Below are 18963 nucleotides of genomic sequence, written 5' to 3' on the forward strand. Positions count from 1 at the left end.
AGCTCTCAGTCACCCTTGCCGATGAATTCGCCCTGCCGGCAGATATAATAGCCAAGGGCCTGAAAAGGCTGTCGATTTTCGTGCGCCCTGCCAGCACCCGTAGGCTGAAGGCTGGCGTCATGCATATTCACCCGCTGCTGTGGGACGCCCCGCACATAGTTGAACTGGCCATTGGTGCGGGAAATGATCTTGCGGTTGGATGGCTCATCCTCGAGTTGCCCGGCTACGCTCGTATACGCTCCCAGAATCGGGTGGAAATGTCTCGGCATCTGCTCCACCGTCAGGCTCACATGATCGCTGCCCCAAGTATTGCCGACCTGGTGCGAGGTTAGTGGGGCCATGGCATTCGCACCTACGGCCGCGTGCCCCCGCAGGTCTGGAACATTGAAGTAACGCATACTGTCATTTCCTCCGAAAGCGTAGCCGATCACGGCTTCCAGGTTCGGGTATCGCGAGCCCTGCAACAATCGGCCATCGCAAGGGATCCATTCCTCGCCGATATTTGGCCAGCCCAAGGCGAAGCAACGAATCTCTCCGGCAAATGGATACCCACCATAGATCGATCCATAGGTGCGATGGGGGTCGTTCGGAGGAGTGACGCCTGCGATTTCCGGAAAGTCCCCTCCAACCGAAATGATGTAGTTAAGCGCCAGCGACGGCATGTAATTGTCGTGGGCCGCATCCCCACCCTCTGAGGTCACGCTTTCCCGATTGAACTCCACCTCGATACGGCCCGACGCTCCACTGTCCAGATACAATCCTTTCGCGGAAGCCGTAGACTTCACCCGGGCCAGCAATTTTCCGTGCGGGTTCAACGAATTGGCCACGCGATCGGAGGTGCGCATTGCATGGGTGTGGCTTGCCAGTTCGGCGACTTCCTTCTCCTGCCCCATCTTTTCGCCGAACCGCCTCAGCGTCAGATTTGGGCCTGCCCCCTGGCAGACGGGCACGAGCCCACGCAAATCCGGAAGGAAGAAACTGTCGTCCAACTCGCCCCAATGGGAGCCGATCAGTTCGTAAAGATCGCTATATTCCTTCTTAAGCACCGCTGCGCCGTTACAGAACTTCCAGCCGCGCGGAGCGTACTGCCCAGCGAAGAGACGGATTTCTCCAACAAATTCATCAGAAGTCGCATTCAGCATCTTCCACCCCTGTGAGATACCGAGAAAAATATCCGAACACGCTACTTAGACGGATATTGCCCAGATGCGCATATGCAGTAGTTGAGAACAATTGACGGCTGCATGTTGCCGTGGCCGCGTTGTCGCCCGGTTGCCGGCAGAACCGTCCCGGGCGCCAGTTCCCGGAGCCGGAGCGGGATGGGCGGGTCACCATAGATCGGAATGGGGGAATGCGCCTGGGAGGCCATAACCGCGGGCGCAGCGAAGACACCACCTTTGGGAATGGGAACGCTCGCCGGCTGGTCGGTCGCGACAACCATATGATGATGGGTGGGCAGTTCCTCTTCCGTCAGGAAAACCGTTTCCTGTCCCCCCCTCTCGCCCAGCGTGTAGCGCGTGGCAGGCGTCGCACTTCGGTCCGCGTGCAAAGACGCCCCCAGGATGACGCGCCCCCGCAGATCCGGCACACCGAATGTCGTCTTACCGTCGCCCCCATAGGTGTCTAGGAGGAGGCTGAAGAGCGGAGTGTTTTCAGCGCGGCTGTAGATCTTGCCGTCACAGACCAACCATCCGCCGGGAATTTGAGGGAAAGCAAAAAGTCGAATTTCGCCGAGATTGGCCACCATGGCGCTCCCCCCAACCGTTTACCCCATTTCATGAACATTAGTTCAAAGTTACGAATCCCAAAAACACAACCTTCAGGCGCAATTTGCCGCAGCAGGCCCGCACGGCGCCGTGATAGCCAGCATTATCGCAGGCTCAACTAATGGTAGAGTTGCAGCTTGTCCCGGGCACGCGAAGAGCTTAAGCGTAAGCGCTGAAACTTGGATACGTGGAGGTTTTCATGAGCGTAGAGACAGGGTTTCCCCCTGCCGCTGCGGGCGAGGCGCTACAGTCGACACCACAAAACGCCCCGGCAGCGAAGCGTCCGTGGGTCCGGCCGACCTGCCGTCAGGTCCTATGGGTGCACGAAACGGCCAATTCCAACACCAGCGGCAGCGACGGCATTTTTTTCTCCTGAACGCCATCCGCCCCGGCCGCATGCGGCCGGGGCGCCGCCGGGCCTTCACATGGCGCCCTGGGCTTCCACCACCGCCACGGCCGTCATGTTGACGATGCCGCGCGCGGTCACCGTCGGGCCGAGAATGTGCGCCGGCTTGGCCGTGCCCATCAGGATGGGGCCCACGGGCAGCGCATCGCCCAGAACCTTGATCATGTTGTAGGCGATATCCGCCGCATCGAGGTCGGGCATCACCAGGACGTTGGCGACGCCCTTCAGGCGCGAATGCGGGTAGATGCGCTCGCGGATCTCCTCCAGGAGCGCCGCGTCCGCCTGCATCTCGCCGTCCACTTCCAGGTCCGGCTCGCGCTCCTTCAGGATGTCGAGCGCCGCCCGCACCCGGCGGGCGCACGGGGTCTCGTTGCTGCCGAAATTGGAATGGGACAGCAGCGCCACGCGCGGCTCGATGCCGAAGCGGCGCACATGGGCGCCGGCCAGGATGGTCATCTCGGCGAGGTCCGCCGGGGTGGGCTCGGTCTGCACCTGCGTGTCGCAGATGAAGAAATTGCCCTTGGAGGTGATGAGCAGCGACAGGGCCGCAAGCTCCCGCACCCCCGGCGCGATGCCGATGATGTCGCGCACATGGCGCAGATGGCGGGAGAAGCGCCCCTCGATGCCGCAGAGCAGGGCATCCGCCTCGCCCTTGCGCACCGCCAGCGCGGAAATGACCGTGGCGCTGGTGCGCACCAGGGTGCGCGCCGCGTCCGGCGTCACGCCACGGCGGCCGGCAATCTCCACATAGGAGCGCACGAAGTCGCGGTAGCGCGGATCGTCCTCGGGATTGATGACGTCGAAATCCACGTCGCGGCGGATGGACAGGCCGAAGCGCTGGAGACGGGTCTCCAGCACATTGGGGCGCGCCACCAGGATGGGACGGGCAATGCCTTCCTCGACCACGGCCTGGACCGCGCGCAGCACGCGCTCGTCCTCGCCCTCGGCATAGATGACGCGCTTCTTGTCCTGCTTCGCCTGCTGGAACAGGGGACGCATGATGAAGCCGGAGCGGAAGACGAAGTGGTCCAGCTTGTCCACATAGGCGTCGAAATCGGTGATGGGCCGGGTGGCGACGCCGGTCTCCATGGCCGCCTTCGCCACCGCCGGCGCGATGCGCAGGATGAGGCGCGGATCGAACGGCGAGGGAATGATGGAATCCGCACCGAAAGACCGGGTCTCGCCGCCATAGGCGCGGGCCACCACGTCGGAGGGCGTCTCGCGGGCGAGCGCGGCGATGGCCTCCACGGCGGCCATCTTCATCTCGGAATTGATGTCGGTGGCGCCCACATCCAGCGCGCCCCGGAAGATGTAGGGGAAGCACAGGACGTTGTTGACCTGGTTCGGGAAGTCCGAGCGGCCAGTGCAGATCATGGCGTCGGGGCGCGCGGCGCGCGCCTCTTCGGGCATGATTTCGGGGTTCGGGTTGGCGAGCGCCAGGATCAGCGGGCGATCCGCCATGCGCTTCACCATGTCCGCCTTCAGCACGCCGCCGGCGGACACGCCGAGGAAGATGTGCGCGCCGTCGATCACTTCGCCCAGGGTGCGGGCGTCGGTCTTCTGGGCATAGACGGACTTGTACGGGTCCATGAGGGTCTCGCGGCCTTCATAGACCACGCCCTCAATGTCGCAGACCCAGATATTCTCGCGCTTGGCGCCGAGCTTCACCAGCAGGTTGAGGCAGGCGATGGCCGCCGCGCCCGCGCCCGAGGCGACGATCTTCAGGTCCTCGATCTTGCGGTTGCCGATTTCCAGCGCGTTGCGCACGGCGGCGCCCACGATGATGGCGGTGCCGTGCTGGTCGTCGTGGAAGACCGGGATCTTCATGCGCTGGCGCAGGCGCTTCTCGATCTCGAAGCATTCCGGCGCCTTGATGTCCTCAAGGTTGATGCCGCCGAAGGTGGGCTCCAGCGCGGCCACCGTCTCCACCACATGGTCCACCTCGGTGGCGGCCACCTCGATGTCGAACACGTCGATGCCGGCGAACTTCTTGAAGAGGACCGCCTTGCCCTCCATCACCGGCTTGGAGGCCAGCGGGCCGATATTGCCGAGGCCGAGCACGGCGGTACCGTTGGACACCACAGCGACGAGATTCGCGCGGGTCGTCAGTTCAGCCGCCTGGAGCGGATCGGCCACGATGGCCTCGCAGGCGGCGGCGACGCCGGGGGAATAGGCAAGGGCCAGATCGCGCTGGTTGCCCAGCGGCTTGGTCGCCTGGATCTCCAGCTTTCCGGGACGCGGCAGGCGGTGATACACCAGCGCGCCGGACTTCAGATCCTCGGAAATATTCGACATGTTCGACGCCATGTCCCTCCCCCAACCTTGCTTGGCCGCCTCGACCACGAAAATCGGCCGGGCTTGGCATTAACGCGAAACGGGGGCGCACGGTAGCGGCAGGACGTAGTGCTGTCATCCTTTCTGCGCATGGCTTAGAGCGGGATATGTCTGGACAGAAGCGCGCAGCAATTGCGCCCGGCGGGATCGCGGCCGAGCCACAGCTTGGAACGCGCGTCCGATAAGGCGTGGTTGAGCTTCCCGCCCGCCCGATGCACGCTGCGGGTCTGGGCGGAATGGATGCGGCACCGGAGAAGACCTCATGAAGAAGTTCCTCGTCGGCCTCGTTGCCCTCATCGTCCTCGCCGGGGCCGGCTTCTGGGGCGTCACCTCCTATGCCCACATGCGGGCGCAGTCCGAGGTGGAGGCCGTGTTCCAGGGGCTGCGCGCCTCCGGCCGCACCGCCCAGCACGGGCCGGTGGGCTTCGACCTGTTCGCCAAGACCCTGGATATTCCCGACATCTCCATCCTTGAGCCCGACGGCGCCTCGGTTCGGGTGGGCCGCATCATCGCGGCGGGCCTGTCCAATCCCGTGAAGGGCCGGATCGGCGTGCGCACCATCGAGGCCAGCGACATAGTGGTGGAGATCCCGTCAACGCCGGGCCGGGTGGGCGCCCGCTATCGCGTGCCGCGCGCGGTGCTGGAAGGCTATGAGGGGCCGGACACCCTGCTGCCCCAGGAGGGCCGGGAGAATGTGGCCCTGCGCCTCGTCTTGAAGCAGCTCGCCGCCACGCGGGCGGAGCGCCTCACGCTGCCGGAAGCCGTGGTGCGCATCGACGCCGCCGGGAAGGACGGCGTCGCCACCCATTCCACCTACAAGGACGTGGTGTTCGAAAATCTCGACCAGGGCCGCATCGCCCGCGCCGGCTTCGCCTCCATGACGTTCGAGACCATCGCGCCCACCAATGCGCCCGAACTGGCCATGAAGGGCCGGGTGGAGGGCCTCGCCTTCACCGGCATCGACACCGCGCCCGTCCGCGCTTTGCTGGAGCCCGACCCGAAGCCCGGCCTCGTCACCCTCTATGAGCAGGTGGTGGCGCGCGGCTACAGCCTCACCCGCGCGGACGCCTCCACCATGGCGGTCAGCAGCGTGGAGGCCCGGGGCCTCGCCCTCGACCCCTCGCGCCTCAGCTTCGCCCGCCTCAACGAATTGCAGACGCTGAGCCAGATCCAGCCGCCGCTGAACGAGGACGACACCCGCCGCCTCATGGAAGCCTCGGGCGACATCGTGCGGGCCATCGGCTTTTCGGAGATCAGCCTCAAGGGCGTGAGCGTGACGGAGCCCACCGGCAAGGCGAGCGTCGGCCTCATGCGCCTGACCGGCCAGAAGGACGCCCGCCTCGACCGCTTCGACATGGAAGCCCTGACCGGGCAGGTGGAAGGGGAGAAGCCCTTCAGCCTCGACCGCCTCTCGCTGCGCGGCCTCAACCTGCTGCCCGTGCTGGAATTGTCCGCCCGCGCCCCCGCCGACGAGGCCGCGCCCACCTTGGATAGCGCCCTCGCTCTGTTCCGCGCGCTGGAAGGCGTCGAGATCGCCGGGCTGCGCGCCTTCATGGCGGACAGCGACGCACCCGTGGCCATCGGCGCCATGAAGCTGGACTGGGGCCAGTTCATCGGCCTCGTGCCGACGCGCTTCTCCTTCTCCGGCAGCGGCATTACCGGCCCCATCAGCGACGCGGACGGCCCGCCCTTCTCCTATCTCGCGGCGGCGGGCGCGAAGGACGCGACGCTCGGCTTCGACACGGTCCTCGCCTTCGACCCGGCGGCGCAGACCCTGCGCCTCTCGCCCGCCTCCACGCGCATCGAGACGGCGCTGGCGGTGGATTTCGACATCACCCTCACGAAGGTGCGGCCGGAGGCGTTCGAGGATCCCATCGCCGCGCTGACCGCCGCGCAGCAGATCGCGGTGGGGCCCGCCAAGCTGGTGGTCACCAATCTCGGGATCGCCGACGTGATCCTGAAGGAGCGGGCCACGCAGGCCAACACCACCCCCGAGGCCCTGCGGGCGGAGACGGTGGCGCAGATCCGCGCCTATGCGAAGGAACTGGCCCCGCTGTTTCCCGAGGCCGGGACGATCGGGGACACGCTGGCAAGCTTCGTGGAGAAGCCCGGCACCCTCACCGTGACCCTGACACCGCTGGGCGAGGTGAAGGCCATGGACCTGCTCGCCGCCGACCCGCTGACCCTGGTGCGCGATTTCAAGGTGACGGCGGCGGCAACGCCCTGATTCGCCGGAACAAGTCCGGCATGCGCAGGGTGTGATCACCCTGTCACGCAAGCGGTCTAATGCGTCGGGGAGCATACGCGCGCGGCCCGGTGATCGGGCCCGGCGCGGTGCGCTCTCGCAGGAGACGAGACGATGGCCATTGCACCGGGTGAGATCGTCCAACTGAAGTCCGGCAGCCCCGCCCTCACCGTCATCGCCGTGGACGGCGATGTGGTTGAAGTGGTGTGGTTCGCCGAGGATGTTTCGGAGTTCCGCACGCAGAAGATCCCGGCCGTCGCCCTCGATACGCTGGAGCTCGAAGAGTTCGACCTCGACGAAGAGGATGAAGACGAGGACGAGAACGAAGAAGAGGCGCACTGACCCCGCCGCCCCATCTCTATGGGTGGGGCGGTTTCTTCAGGGCGTGTGGTCCGCTCCGGCCACGGCCTGCCGGGCAAGGTCGAGCGCAACGGCCTCGCCCTCGGGGAAATCCGCGGCGATCCAGGCCTGCTTCGCGCGGGCGAGCGCTTCCCCCAGAACGCGCCCCGGCTCCAGGCCCAGCGCCTGCAAATGGCGCGCCCGGACCGGAAAGACCGGTTCATTCCAGCGCTCGGCGGCCGCGACCAGTTCCCGCAGGGATGCCCGCGAAACCGGGCCGGCATCGCGTGCCGCCGCAAGAAGCGCCCGGTCCACCACGCCGTCCGCCCCCACTTCATACAGCAGGACGCGCAAGGCCCGCTCCGGCACGGGACCGGACATGCCCGGCTGCGCGGCCCGTGCGAGGCGCTGGTGCGCTGTCTTGGAGAGGCGCAGGCGCGCCTGCAGCCGGTCGGCATCCTCCGTGACGCGCACCGCCAGCGCACCGAGACGCAACACCACATCGGGCGACCGGCCGAGATCGCGCTCGATCTCCACAAGGCGCTCCAGCGCGCCGAGGGCCGGAACGCCCCCCAGGACCGGGACCAGCAGCCCCGCATCGCTCATGTCGCGCAGCACCGTCGCCGCCCGGCCTGCCGCCAGCAGCTTCAGCATCTCCGCGCCCACCCGCTCCCGCGAGAGCCCCGCCAGCCCCGCCCGGCACCGGATGGCGGCGGACAGAGCGGGCGGGTCCAGCTCCCCCGCGCCATAGGCGGCATGGAAGCGGAACAGGCGCAGGATGCGCAGATAATCCTCCCGGATGCGCTGCTCGGGCACGCCGATGAAGCGCACCGTCCGGGCATCGAGGTCCGCCCGCCCGCCCACGAGGTCGATCACCTCGCCCGTGCGGGTGGCGAACAGGGCATTCATGGTGAAGTCCCGCCGGGCCGCGTCGCGCGCCCAGTCGCGGCCGAACCGCACCACCGCGTGGCGCCCGTCCGTCTCCACATCCTCCCGCAGGGTGGTCACCTCGAAGGGCGTGCCCTCCGTCACCACCGTCACCGTGCCGTGGGCGAGGCCGGTGGGAACCGCTTTGAGGCCCGCCGCCTCCGCCCGGCGGATGGTCTCCGTGGGCAGCGCGGTGGTGGCGAGGTCCATGTCGCTTACCGGCAGGCCGAGAAGCGCGTTGCGCACCGCCCCGCCCACCACCCGCGTCTCCTCGCCCGCCCCGTTCAGCGCGTCGAGCACGCGGGCAAGGCGCGGATCCGCCAGGAAGGGCAGAGGCGCGTCACTCATTCGTAATGGCCGGGCTGGAACACCCCGTCGCGGATCTCCGCCGGAACATAGCGGCTGCCGGGCGGCGCGCTGCCCTCCCCTTCGAAGAGGACGAGGCCGAGCGCCATGAAGGCCACCGCCAGCAGGGCGCAGACACCCATCGCCCGCGCCGACCAGTTGGCGGGCACCAGCGAACCACGGGTCGCCAGCAGGATGACCGCGTAGAAAACGAACGGCGCCAGGAACAGCGCGCCTTCGATGAGAATGGTCCGGATCATGCCGCGTACATCCGCTCATACATATTGCGCAGCATCCCCGCAGTGGCGCCCCAGATGAAGCGGCCCTCATAGGGGACCGCATAGAAATGGCGCATGACGCCGTTGCGCATGGCCGAATGGCGTTCATAGCTGTCCGGCGACATCAGGACGGAGAGCGGCACCTCGAACGCCTCCTGCACCTCGGCCGGATTGATGGTGAGGCTGTAGCCGGCCTCCACCCGCGCCACCACGGGCGTGATCCAGAAGCCGGTGCCGGACAGATAGCCGTCCAGGAAGCCCAGGGGCTCGATGCTCTGCGGCCCGAGGCCCACCTCCTCCCAGGCCTCGCGCAAGGCGGCGGCCATCTCGTCCTTGTCTTCCGGGTCGAGCCGACCGCCGGGAAAGGAGATCTGGCCCGCATGGGTGGAGAGGGTGGTGGCGCGCAGGGTGAGCAGCACCGTGGGCTCCGGCCGCGCCACCACGGGCACCAGCACCGCCGCATGGCGCGGCTCCCGCTCGAAGACCTCGGCGGCGGGATCGGGCGCGAGGACATGGTCGCCATTCACGTCTTGGACGCGCGCCCGCGCGAAGCTGGTGGGCGGCGTCTGCCGCAGCCCACGCCGGGCGCGGACGAGAAAATCCTCCAGCGGTCCCATCAGGGTCGCCTCGCTCATGACACCTCCAATTGCGCGGCGGGCATCATGGGATAGAAACGCCCGGCCGACGCGACCCCGAACATGGGTTGCCCCTCCACGGATCGCACCTCGCCCGCCTCCGCCAATTCCATGAAAACGGCGCGCGTCAGGCGCGCCTCCAGACCCCGCCGCACATGCAGGTAGGGAATCACCTCTCCCGGCGTCTCCCCCGGCGCGAAGCGCAAATCATGCCCCTCCCCGCACCGCACGAGGTCATCCAGATTGGTGCGGAAGACCAGGGTCGCGCCCGTTTCTCCCTCTTCCCGCGCCATATCCACAGCCAGGAAAGGGGCGTCATCCACCCGGATGCCCACCTTCTCGGCCGGGGTCTTCAGAACAAATCGCTCCCCCTCCCGCGTCAGGACGGAGGCGAACAGCCGCACCAAAGCCTGCCGGCCGATGGGCGTGCCGCCGTAAAACCAGGTGCCGTCACGGGCGATCCGCATGTCGAGATCCCCGCAATCAGGCGGGTTCCAGCGCTCCACGGGCGCCGGGCCGCGCCCGCCGGCGGCAGCAACGGCGGCCATCAGGCTGTCCATTCGCCCCCCGGCCGCAGCCCCGGATGTGTCCCCGCTCTCGCCGTCCGCCACAATCAGAACCTCGCAAGGAGTTGAGCGTACCGCCTTCCAGATAGGCATTCGGGCGTCTCGACGCACCCCGAACATAGCGTAAGCTGCCCATCCGGCTCCATGCGGTGTTTCTTGCATGGATCGGTCGGACCTCGTCCTGCCGTCTTTCGGCGGCAGCGTCGGGCTCCTCAAGGGAGATGTGCATGTCGGCCCAGAGCGAAACCTTCGACCTCGACCAGATGATCGTCCGCAATGCGGAAACGGCTGCGGCCAGCATCGCGGCGGCCCGCGCCGCCATCGGCGCCGTGATCTTCGGGCAAGAGGCGGTGGTGGACCGGGCGATCATCACCATCCTGGCGGGCGGGCATGCGCTGCTGGTGGGCGTGCCGGGCCTTGCCAAGACCAAGCTGGTGGAAACGCTGGGCACCGTGCTGGGCCTTGACGCCCGCCGCGTGCAGTTCACGCCGGACCTCATGCCCTCGGACATCCTGGGCGCGGAAGTGCTGGAAGAGAGCGCCGAGGGACGGCGCGCCTTCCGCTTCATCCGCGGCCCGGTCTTTGCGCAATTGCTCATGGCTGATGAGATCAACCGCGCCAGCCCGCGCACCCAGTCGGCCCTGCTCCAGGCCATGCAGGAATATCATGTGACGGTGGCCGGCGAGCGGCACGATCTGCCCAAGCCCTTCCACGTCCTCGCCACCCAGAACCCGCTGGAGCAGGAAGGCACCTATCCCCTGCCGGAAGCCCAGCTGGACCGCTTCCTCATGGAAATCGACGTGGATTATCCGGACCGGGACGCGGAGCGCCGCATCCTGTTCGATACCACCGGCGCGGAGGAGACCCGCCCCCGCGCCACCTTGAGCGTGGAGGATCTTCTGGCCGCCCAGCGCCTGGTGCGCCGCCTGCCCGTGGGCGAATCGGTGGTGGAAGCCATCCTCACTCTGGTGCGCTCCGCCCGTCCCGGCGGCGAAGGGCCGGAAGCCCGCCTCATCGCCTGGGGCCCCGGCCCGCGCGCCAGTCAGGCGCTCATGCTGGCGGTGCGCGCCCGCGCTCTGCTGGACGGGCGTTATGCGCCCTCGCTGGACGATGTGGCCGCCCTCGCAGAGCCTGTCCTCAAGCACCGCATGGCGCTCACCTTCGCCGCGCGGGCGGAAGGGGAGACCGTTCCCGCCCTGATCCGGCGCCTCGCGGACCGGCTCGGCTGAGGCCGGCATGGTGGACGAGGCCCGCCAGACGCTCGATAGCGCGACCCGGCAATCCGCCGCGCTCGCCGCCGCCATGCCCCGCCTCGTGCTTGAGGCGCGGCGCATCGCCTCCAGCGTGCAGCATGGCTTGCACGGCCGCCGTCGCGTGGGAACGGGCGAGAATTTCTGGCAATACCGCCGCTTCGTGGATGGCGAGCCCGCCGCCCGCGTGGACTGGCGCCGTTCCGCGCGGGACGACCATCTTTATGTGCGCGAACGCGAATGGGAGGCCGCCCACACGGTGTGGATCTGGCCGAACCTGTCCGCCTCCATGGACTATTCCTCCGGCCGCAACCCGCCCAAGCTGGAGCGCGCGCTGGTGATCGCCTTCGCTTTGGCGGACCTTCTCGTGAAGGGCGGCGAGCGTGTCGGCATTCCCGACCTGATGCGCCCCTCCGCCTCCCGCCGCATCGTGGAGCGCATGGCCGAATCTGTGATGCATGTGGCGAACGCCCCCGCCTTGCCGCCCCGCTTCGCGCCCTCGCCGCTGTCGGAGATCGTGCTTCTGGGCGACTTCTTCAGCCCCACGCAGGAGGTGTGCGCCGCCATCGCCCGGCTCGCCGGAACCGGCGCGCACGGCCATGTGGTGCAGATCGTGGACCCGTCCGAAGAGGCCTTCCCCTTCTCCGGCCGCGTGGAATTCCGCGCGCCCGGCCAGGCGGCGGCCTTGACCGTGGGCCGCGCCGAGACGTGGCGCGCCGATTACCAGACCCGCCTCGCCGACCACCGCGCCGCCATGCGCCAGGAAGCCCAGCGCATGGGATGGGGCTTCACCGTGCATCGCACCGACCGGCCCGCCAGCGAGCTTCTGCTGTCCCTGCACGCGCGCATGGGCGCCGGAGGCGCCGCCACACCGCCCATGAAGGATGTTGCCTCATGATGGGGCTTCCCCTCGGCTTCGCGACGCCGCTGATCCTCACCGCCTTCCTCGCTCTGCCCCTGCTCTGGTTCCTGCTGCGCGTGGTGCCGCCCAAGCCCCGCGAAGTGGTGTTCCCCCCCACCGGGCTGCTGCTGGACATTCCCCCGAAGGAAGAGACCGCCGCGCGCACGCCCTGGTGGCTCACTGTGCTGCGCCTGCTGCTGGCGGCCCTGGTCATCCTGGCCGCCGCCGGGCCCATCTGGAACCCGCCCACCGCCGCGCCGGGGCCGCGCGGCCCCTTGGTGCTGCTCATCGACCAGGGATGGGCCGCCGCCGCCACCTGGGACGCCCGGATCGAGACCGCCACCGGGCTCGTGATGGAAGCGGAGACCGAAGGGCGCGGCGTGGCGCTCATTCCCACGGGCGACGTGCCCAAGGATGTCTCGCTGCTGCTGCCCGCCCAGGCCCGCGACCGGCTGCGCTCGCTGAAGCCCGTCGCCTATCTGCCCGACCGGCGGGAGGCGCTGGACCTTGCCGCGCGGCATCTGGCGGCCGAGCCGCAGGCCGGGCTGGTGTTTCTCAGCGACGGCGCCGACCTGAAGGATGCCCCCGCCCTCACCGAGGCTTTGGGCGCGCTGAAGCCCGCCACCCCGCCCGTGGTGCTGGTGGGCGGCCTTGCCACGCCCCTCGCCTTGACCGCCCCCGACAATGCCGCCGGCGCCCTCACCGTGAAGGTGCTGCGCCCCGATACGGGCGGTGCCCGTGCCGGCCATGTTGAGGCCCGCGACCTCAAGGGCCTGCCGCTGGGCACCGCGCCCTTCGCCTTCGAGCCCGGCGCCACGGAAGCGGAAGCGCGCTTCGACATGCCGGTGGAACTGCGCAACGAGATCGCCCGGCTGGAAATCACCGGGGAAGCCTCGGCCGGCGCGGTGCAGTTGCTCGACAAGAGGTGGCGCCGCCGCGCGGTGGGTCTGGTCTCCGGCGCCTCGGCCGATACCGGCCAGCCGCTGCTCGCCCCCACCTATTATCTCTCCCGCGCGCTCGCGCCGTTCGCGGACATTCGGCAGGCGGAGGGCGGCGCGCCGAGCGAAGCCATCAACCGCTTCATCGACCAGCGCGTGCCGGTCATCGTCCTCACGGACGTGGGCACCATTCCGCCCGCCACCCGCCAGAGGCTGCTGAAATATGTGGAGGATGGCGGCGTGCTCATGCGCTTCGCCGGGCCGCGCCTCGCCAATGCCCAGGACGACCTCCTGCCCGTGCGCCTGCGGCGCGGCGGGCGGGTGCTGGGCGGCTCGCTCTCCTGGGAGACCCCCCAGGCGCTGGGCAGCCTCACGGCGGAAGGCCCCTTCCATGACGTGCCCTTGCCCAACGACGTGACCGTGACCCGTCAGGTTCTGGCGGAGCCGGACGGCGCGCTCGGCGAACGCACCTGGGCGACGCTGACGGACGGCACGCCGCTGGTCACCGGCACGCGGCGCGGACAGGGCAGCCTCGTCCTGTTCCACGTCACCGCCGACACCTCCTGGTCGAACCTGCCGCTTTCTGGCACATTCGTGGAGATGTTGCGCCGTGTGATCGCCCTTGCCGACACGGCCGCCCTCGCCGAAGAGGCGCCGGCCGCCGGTTCGCCCGCGCCCGCCACACAGGCGAGCCTGCCCCCCAATCGCCTGCTGAACGGCTTCGGCGCCTTCGAGCCCGCCGGTCCCTTCGCCCGCCCGCTTGCCTCCGGCTATGCGGGCCGCGCCGCGGCCGAGCATCCGCCCGGCTTCTACGGCCCGCCGGACGGCATGGTGGCGCTCAATGCCCTCCTGCCAGCCGACCGCCTGGTGCCGCTGGACCTTGCCCCGCTCGGCGGCACGGTGGAGCCGCTGCGCGTGGGGGAGCCGCGCGACCTGCGCGGGCCTGTCCTCATCGCCGCCATGCTCCTGCTGCTGCTGGATGCCCTGGCCGTGCTGTTCCTGGCCGGCGGCCTCGCCCGCCTCGGCCGCCGCCGGGCCGCCTCCGCCGCGCTCATCGCCGCCCTGGCTGTCGGCACGGGGCTCCTCGTCACGGGCCTGCCCGCTCCGGCCTTCGCCCAGTCCAATGCCCAGAAGGCGGCCGATCCCTTCGCCCTCGAAGCCACCGGCCAGACCCGCCTCGGCTATGTGGTGACGGGGGACACGGAGGTGGACAACGTCAGCCGCGCGGGGCTCGGCGGGCTTGCCACTTTCCTTGGCCAGCGCACCGCCCTCCAGGCGGGCGAGCCCATGGGCGTGGACCTCACCCGCGACGAGCTGGCCTTCTTCCCCCTCCTCTACTGGCCCATCCTGCCGGACGCTCCCATGCCCTCGGCGGCGGCGCTGGCGCGGGTGAACGCCTTCATGAAGCAGGGCGGCACGGTCATCTTCGACACCCGCGATGCCCTGGAGACCTCCGGCGGCCCCAACGCGCCGCTCACCCCCGCCGCCCGCCGCCTGCGGGACATCCTCTCGGCCCTGGACATTCCCGAGCTGGAGCCCGTTCCGCGCGACCACGTCCTCACCAAGGCCTTCTACCTCCTGAAGGACTTCCCCGGCCGCTTCACCGGCGCGCCCACCTGGGTGGAAGCGCTGCCCGCCGCCCGCGACGGCGACGAGCGCCCCGCCCGCGCGGGCGACGGCGTCTCTCCCGTCATCATCACCGGCAATGACCTTGCCGGAGCCTGGGCGGTGAACGAGACCGGTGAGCCGCTTCTGCCGCTCACGCCCGGCGAGCCCCGCCAGCGCGAGATGGCGTTCCGCACCGGCGTGAACATCGCGATGTACGTGCTGACAGGCAATTACAAGGCCGATCAGGTGCATGTTCCCGCGCTGCTCGAACGGCTCGGACAATAGGACGGCCCATGACCTACGGCCTCGCTTTCGACCCCTTCGTCTCGCTGCCCGTCCTGGCCGCCGCCGCCGCCGTCGCGGCGGTGCTGGCCGGACTGCTGCTGGCCTCGCGCACCCGCGGCGCGGTCTTCCGGGCGTTGGCACTGGTTGCGGGCCTTGCGGCGCTCGCCAATCCCTCCCTCACACAGGAAGAGCGCCAGCCGCTCTCCTCCGTGGTGGCGGTGGTGGTGGACAAGAGCACCAGCCAGGATTTCGGCGAGCGCACCGCCCAGACGGAAGCCGCCCGCGTCGCGCTGGCCGAACGGCTGGCGCGCATTCCGGGCCTTGAGGTGCGCAACATCGAGGCCAATGCCCGCGACGGCGAGACCGACGGCACGCGCCTGTTCAGCGCCCTCTCGGCGGGCCTCTCCGACGTGCCGCCCGAGCGGGTGGCAGGCGCCGTCATGATCACCGATGGGCGCGTGCACGACGTGCCCGCCGACATCAACGCGCTTGGCTTCTCCGCCCCCGTCCACGGCCTCATCAGCGGCCGCGCGGGCGAGCGCGACCGGCGCGTGAGCCTGGAGAAGGCCCCGCGCTTCGGCATCGTGGGCCAGAAGCAGAGCCTCACCTTCCGCGTGACCGACGAAGGCGCCCCTCCCGGCGCCCGCGTAGGCGTGACCGTGCGGCGCGACGGCGAGGTGATCGCCCGCCCCGTGGTCACTGCCGGGCAGAACGCCACGGTGGACGTGGAGATCGCCCATGCCGGCCCCAACATCGTGGAGATCGAGGCGCCGGGCCTGGAAGGCGAGCTGACGCCGGTCAACAACCGCATCGCCGTCTCCATCGACGGGATCCGCGACAAGCTGCGGGTGCTGCTGGTGTCGGGCGAGCCCAACGTGGGCGAGCGCACCTGGCGCAACCTGTTGAAGAGCGATGCGAATGTGGACCTCGTCCACTTCACCATCCTGCGCCCGCCGGAGAAGCAGGACGGCACGCCCATCAATGAATTGTCGCTGATCGCCTTCCCCACGCGCGAGTTGTTCCAGACCAAGATCCGCGACTTCGACCTGATCATCTTCGACCGCTATTCCCAGCAGGGCGTGCTGCCGCAGGTCTATTTCGACAATATCGTGCGCTATGTGCGCAATGGCGGCGCGGTGCTGGTGGCGGCGGGCACCGATTATGTGGAGCCCGGCTCGCTCTACAACACGCCGCTGGAAGAGATCCTGCCCGGCATGCCCACGGGCGAGACCACCCAGGTGCCGTTCCACGCCCGCCTCACCGATCCCGGCAAGCGTCATCCCGTCACCCGCTCCCTGCCCGGCGCCCAGGCCGAGCCGCCCCAATGGAGCCGCTTCTTCCGGGTGATCGATGCCGATGCCCGTTCCGGCGTCTCCGTCATGTCCGCGCCGGGCGACAAGCCCATCCTGATCCTGGACCGGGTGGGCGAAGGCCGCGTGGCCCTGCTCCTGTCCGACCATTTCTGGCTCTGGGCGCGCGGCTATGAGGGCGGCGGACCCTATATCGACCTGCTGCGCCGCCTCTCCCACTGGCTCATGAAGGAGCCGGACCTGGAGGAAGAACGCCTCAAGCTCACCACCTCCGGCCGCGACCTGGTGGTGGAGCGCCAGACCATGGGCGACAGCGTGCCCCCCGCCCGCGTGACCCCGCCGGTGGGCCCCGAGCGCACGCTGACCCTGACACAGGTGGAGCCGGGCCTATGGCGCGCCACCACGCCCGCCGACCAGCTCGGCCTGTGGCGCGCCGCCAACGGGGACCTGAACGCCCTGGTGAATATCGGCCCGCTGAACCCGAAGGAGTTCGCCGAGGTCACCAGCACCAAGGACGTGCTGGCCCCGGTCGCCACCGCCACCGGCGGCGGACTGTGGCGGCTCGCGGACCTCTCCGGCTCCGTGCCGCGCGTGGTGCCCGTGACCTCCGGCGAGCGCCTTGCGGGCGCCGACTGGATGGGCCTGCGCACACGGGATGTGAGCGTGGTGACGGGCGTCGGCCTGTTCCCGCTGTTCGCCGGCCTCTCCGGCCTGCTGCTCCTCCTGGGCCTGCTGGCCCTGAGCTGGGTGCGCGAGGGACGCTAGAGCGCTTCCGAGCGAAGTGTGAAGCGGTTCGCGTAAAGGAACCGTGCAAAAACAAAGAGATAGAGTGCTCCAGCGTTGCCATGAAAGGCTGGAGCACTCTAAGGAGTCCACCATCGGCCACGGCCTGCGTCGTGGCCGCACGCTGCCTTCAGCTTGTCAGGGCGTCGCCTTGCGCAGCGCGCCGAGCGCCTCTTCCAAGGCCCTGGAGAGGAAGAGCGAGCCCTCCACATTCAGATGGCCGCCATCATAATAAAGCGGCACGTCGCCCGTGCGGGGATGACAGCTCTGTTCGTCGCAGAACAGGGCGCGGGGCATGAAGACCGCCACGTCCTTGTGGCCCTTCGCCAGCGCCTCCAGCGCCTGCTCGGTCGCCCGGCCCTCCGCGTCGGAGGCGGCGCGGGTGGTGCCGCACATGCTGTCATCCGCGCCCATGAAGGCGCGCCGGACGAGACAGCGCCCGCCGCCATTGGGGAAGGTGCCGGGCGGCGCCACCAGCAATACGGGCTTGCCCGCCGCCGTAATGGCCTCCACCGCCGTGGCAAGGCGCGCCATGGCCACATCCAGCGACGTCTCATTGGTCCAGCGGCCGGAAATCACCGCGAAGGCCACCTTGGGATCCTCCACGATGCGCCGGATCGCCTCGGCGCGGGAGGCATTGCATTGCTGGACGGCATTGCTCTGCCATCCGCTCCCCTCCGGGTCCGGCGCCTGCGGCGCGCAGCCCGCGCGGGAGAACTGAAGGAAGCCCATGCCCATCTTCTGCGCCACCGCGTCCAGCGCCGGGCCGTGCTGGTCGCCCTGGGAATCGCCCCACATGATGAAATAGGGCGCATCGGGGCGCGGATCACCGAAGCGGCACGCCGTCTCGCGATCCTTGGTCCGCCCGATGAGGCACGCCTCCCGGCCCTTCCAGAAGGTGTTCACGATGGCCTCGGTCTTCAGGAAGCTCGCGCTCGCGCGCCCCGGCAGGCCGCCCGTGGCGGTGAACAGGGTGCCGATAGCCACCAGGACGGCGAGAGCGCCCACGCCGACCCCGACGCTCACCCATTCGCCGCGCGTGGTGGACGGCCCGGACCGCCGGAACGGCGCCTCGATGAAGCGCCAGGAGAAGGCGGAGACGGCCACCATCACCGCGAACAGCAGCACGCACTCCAAGGGGCCGGGCGCGCGGAAGGTGAGGTAGCGGTGAATGGCGATGACCGGCCAGTGCCACAGATAGAGCGAATAGGAGATGAGCCCGATGCCGGCCACGGGCCCGAAGGACAGGAGCCGCCCCACCAGGGTGGTGCGCCCCTCCTCTCCGGCCCAGAGGATGAACAGGGCACCCAGCGTGGGCACGAGCGCGCTCACGCCGGGGAACAGGATCTTCTTCGGATCGAACAGCGCGAGGGACACGAGGATGAGCACGAGACCGAGCCCCGCCACCCCTTCCGCCACCCGCGCGCTCCTGAGGCGCGGCAGATAGCCGAGCGCCAGGAAGGCGCCCAGCAGAAGCTCCCAGAAGCGCCCGTTGGAATTGTAGAAGCCCGCCACCGGCCGCAGCACCGCGTTGCGCGTCGCCACGTATAGCGACACCAGCATGAGCACCACGAGGATATAGGGCAGGAAGCGCCGCAGCTTGGGATGGAACAGGACGGCCAGCAGCAGCGGCCAGCCCAGATAGAACTGCTCCTCCACCGAGAGCGACCAGGTGTGCAGCAGGAACAGTTCGTCCGGCGCCGCGCCGAAATAATGGGTGACGGACAGGAAATAGCGGTTGGCGAAGAAGATGGAGGCCGAGCGCAGCGAGGCGCCGAAATCCTCCAGCAATCCGGGCGGCAGGATGAACAGGCTGATGAGCGCCGTGACCAGTGCCACCGCCGCGAAGGCGGGCACGATGCGCCGCAGTCGCCGGTCGTAGAAGCGCAGCAGGCTGAACCGCCCCTCGCGAAGATCCGCCGCGAGGATGGAGGTAATCAAGTAACCCGATATGACGAAGAAGATGTCCACGCCGACGAAGCCGCCGGGAAGCCACTGCTCGTTGAAGTGAAAGAGAACGACCGGGAGAACCGCGAGAGCGCGCAAG

The 18963-nt window shown here is 68.9% G+C and carries 14 protein-coding genes; 6 read left to right on the plus strand and 8 right to left on the minus strand.

The window, feature by feature from the left end; translation table 11 throughout:
- Positions 1 to 5: 5 nt before the first annotated feature.
- From EJJ38_RS19725 to EJJ38_RS19735, 3 genes are all read right to left on the minus strand, one after another.
- Positions 6 to 1142 carry a phage tail protein gene (locus EJJ38_RS19725; RefSeq protein WP_127092131.1) on the minus strand — a complete coding sequence of 379 codons (1137 nt, stop codon included), beginning with the start codon at positions 1140 to 1142 and terminating at the stop codon, positions 6 to 8.
- A gap of 41 nt (positions 1143 to 1183) precedes the next feature.
- On the minus strand, positions 1184 to 1747 hold the full coding sequence (locus EJJ38_RS19730; protein WP_127092132.1) for a phage tail protein: 564 nt from the start codon (positions 1745 to 1747) through the stop codon (positions 1184 to 1186).
- A gap of 440 nt (positions 1748 to 2187) precedes the next feature.
- Entirely contained in the window at positions 2188 to 4467 is a 2280-nt protein-coding gene (locus EJJ38_RS19735; RefSeq protein WP_127092133.1) for an NADP-dependent malic enzyme, read from the minus strand.
- Between the two features lie 301 nt (positions 4468 to 4768).
- Between EJJ38_RS19735 and EJJ38_RS19740 the strand changes: the two genes are divergently transcribed.
- Together EJJ38_RS19740 and EJJ38_RS19745 are read left to right on the plus strand one after the other, a co-directional pair.
- Positions 4769 to 6733 carry a hypothetical protein gene (locus EJJ38_RS19740; protein WP_127092134.1) on the plus strand — a complete coding sequence of 655 codons (1965 nt, stop codon included), beginning with the start codon at positions 4769 to 4771 and terminating at the stop codon, positions 6731 to 6733.
- A gap of 132 nt (positions 6734 to 6865) precedes the next feature.
- Positions 6866 to 7093: a DUF2158 domain-containing protein gene (locus tag EJJ38_RS19745; protein WP_127092135.1), complete on the plus strand. Its 228-nt coding sequence runs from the start codon at positions 6866 to 6868 to the stop codon at positions 7091 to 7093.
- Between the two features lie 36 nt (positions 7094 to 7129).
- On the opposite strand, the gene EJJ38_RS19750 is transcribed toward EJJ38_RS19745, so the two are convergent.
- Genes EJJ38_RS19750 through EJJ38_RS19765 form a run of 4 tightly spaced genes read right to left on the minus strand, consistent with a single transcriptional unit; the run spans position 7130 to position 9823 of the window.
- Positions 7130 to 8365 carry a CCA tRNA nucleotidyltransferase gene (locus EJJ38_RS19750; protein WP_127092136.1) on the minus strand — a complete coding sequence of 412 codons (1236 nt, stop codon included), beginning with the start codon at positions 8363 to 8365 and terminating at the stop codon, positions 7130 to 7132.
- Positions 8362 to 8622, minus strand: a complete 261-nt coding sequence (locus EJJ38_RS19755; RefSeq protein ID WP_127092137.1) for a DUF6111 family protein — start codon at positions 8620 to 8622, stop codon at positions 8362 to 8364. The genes EJJ38_RS19750 and EJJ38_RS19755 overlap by 4 nt, the downstream gene beginning before the upstream one ends.
- Entirely contained in the window at positions 8619 to 9275 is a 657-nt protein-coding gene (locus tag EJJ38_RS19760; RefSeq protein ID WP_245454342.1) for a CoA pyrophosphatase, read from the minus strand. The genes EJJ38_RS19755 and EJJ38_RS19760 overlap by 4 nt, the downstream gene beginning before the upstream one ends.
- Positions 9272 to 9823 carry a DUF1285 domain-containing protein gene (locus tag EJJ38_RS19765; protein WP_245454343.1) on the minus strand — a complete coding sequence of 184 codons (552 nt, stop codon included), beginning with the start codon at positions 9821 to 9823 and terminating at the stop codon, positions 9272 to 9274. The genes EJJ38_RS19760 and EJJ38_RS19765 overlap by 4 nt, the downstream gene beginning before the upstream one ends.
- A gap of 245 nt (positions 9824 to 10068) precedes the next feature.
- Between EJJ38_RS19765 and EJJ38_RS19770 the strand changes: the two genes are divergently transcribed.
- From EJJ38_RS19770 to EJJ38_RS19785, 4 genes are read left to right on the plus strand one after another with little or no spacing between them, the layout of a single operon-like run.
- Positions 10069 to 11070 (plus strand): AAA family ATPase, encoded by a 1002-nt coding sequence (locus tag EJJ38_RS19770; RefSeq protein ID WP_127092139.1) that lies wholly within the window; start codon positions 10069 to 10071, stop codon positions 11068 to 11070.
- A gap of 7 nt (positions 11071 to 11077) precedes the next feature.
- Positions 11078 to 11989 (plus strand): DUF58 domain-containing protein, encoded by a 912-nt coding sequence (locus EJJ38_RS19775; protein ID WP_127092140.1) that lies wholly within the window; start codon positions 11078 to 11080, stop codon positions 11987 to 11989.
- On the plus strand, positions 11986 to 14823 hold the full coding sequence (locus EJJ38_RS19780; RefSeq protein WP_127092141.1) for a DUF4159 domain-containing protein: 2838 nt from the start codon (positions 11986 to 11988) through the stop codon (positions 14821 to 14823). The genes EJJ38_RS19775 and EJJ38_RS19780 overlap by 4 nt, the downstream gene beginning before the upstream one ends.
- Before the next feature lie 8 nt (positions 14824 to 14831).
- Positions 14832 to 16898 (plus strand): hypothetical protein, encoded by a 2067-nt coding sequence (locus tag EJJ38_RS19785; protein ID WP_127092142.1) that lies wholly within the window; start codon positions 14832 to 14834, stop codon positions 16896 to 16898.
- Between the two features lie 156 nt (positions 16899 to 17054).
- Here the strand turns inward: EJJ38_RS19785 and EJJ38_RS19790 are convergent, their stop codons facing one another.
- Positions 17055 to 18962, minus strand: a complete 1908-nt coding sequence (locus tag EJJ38_RS19790) for an SGNH hydrolase domain-containing protein (protein WP_164738591.1) — start codon at positions 18960 to 18962, stop codon at positions 17055 to 17057.
- Between the last annotated feature and the right edge of the window lies 1 nt (position 18963).

This window comes from Aquabacter cavernae (assembly GCF_003993795.1).
GTDB classification, from domain to species: domain Bacteria; phylum Pseudomonadota; class Alphaproteobacteria; order Rhizobiales; family Xanthobacteraceae; genus Aquabacter; species Aquabacter cavernae.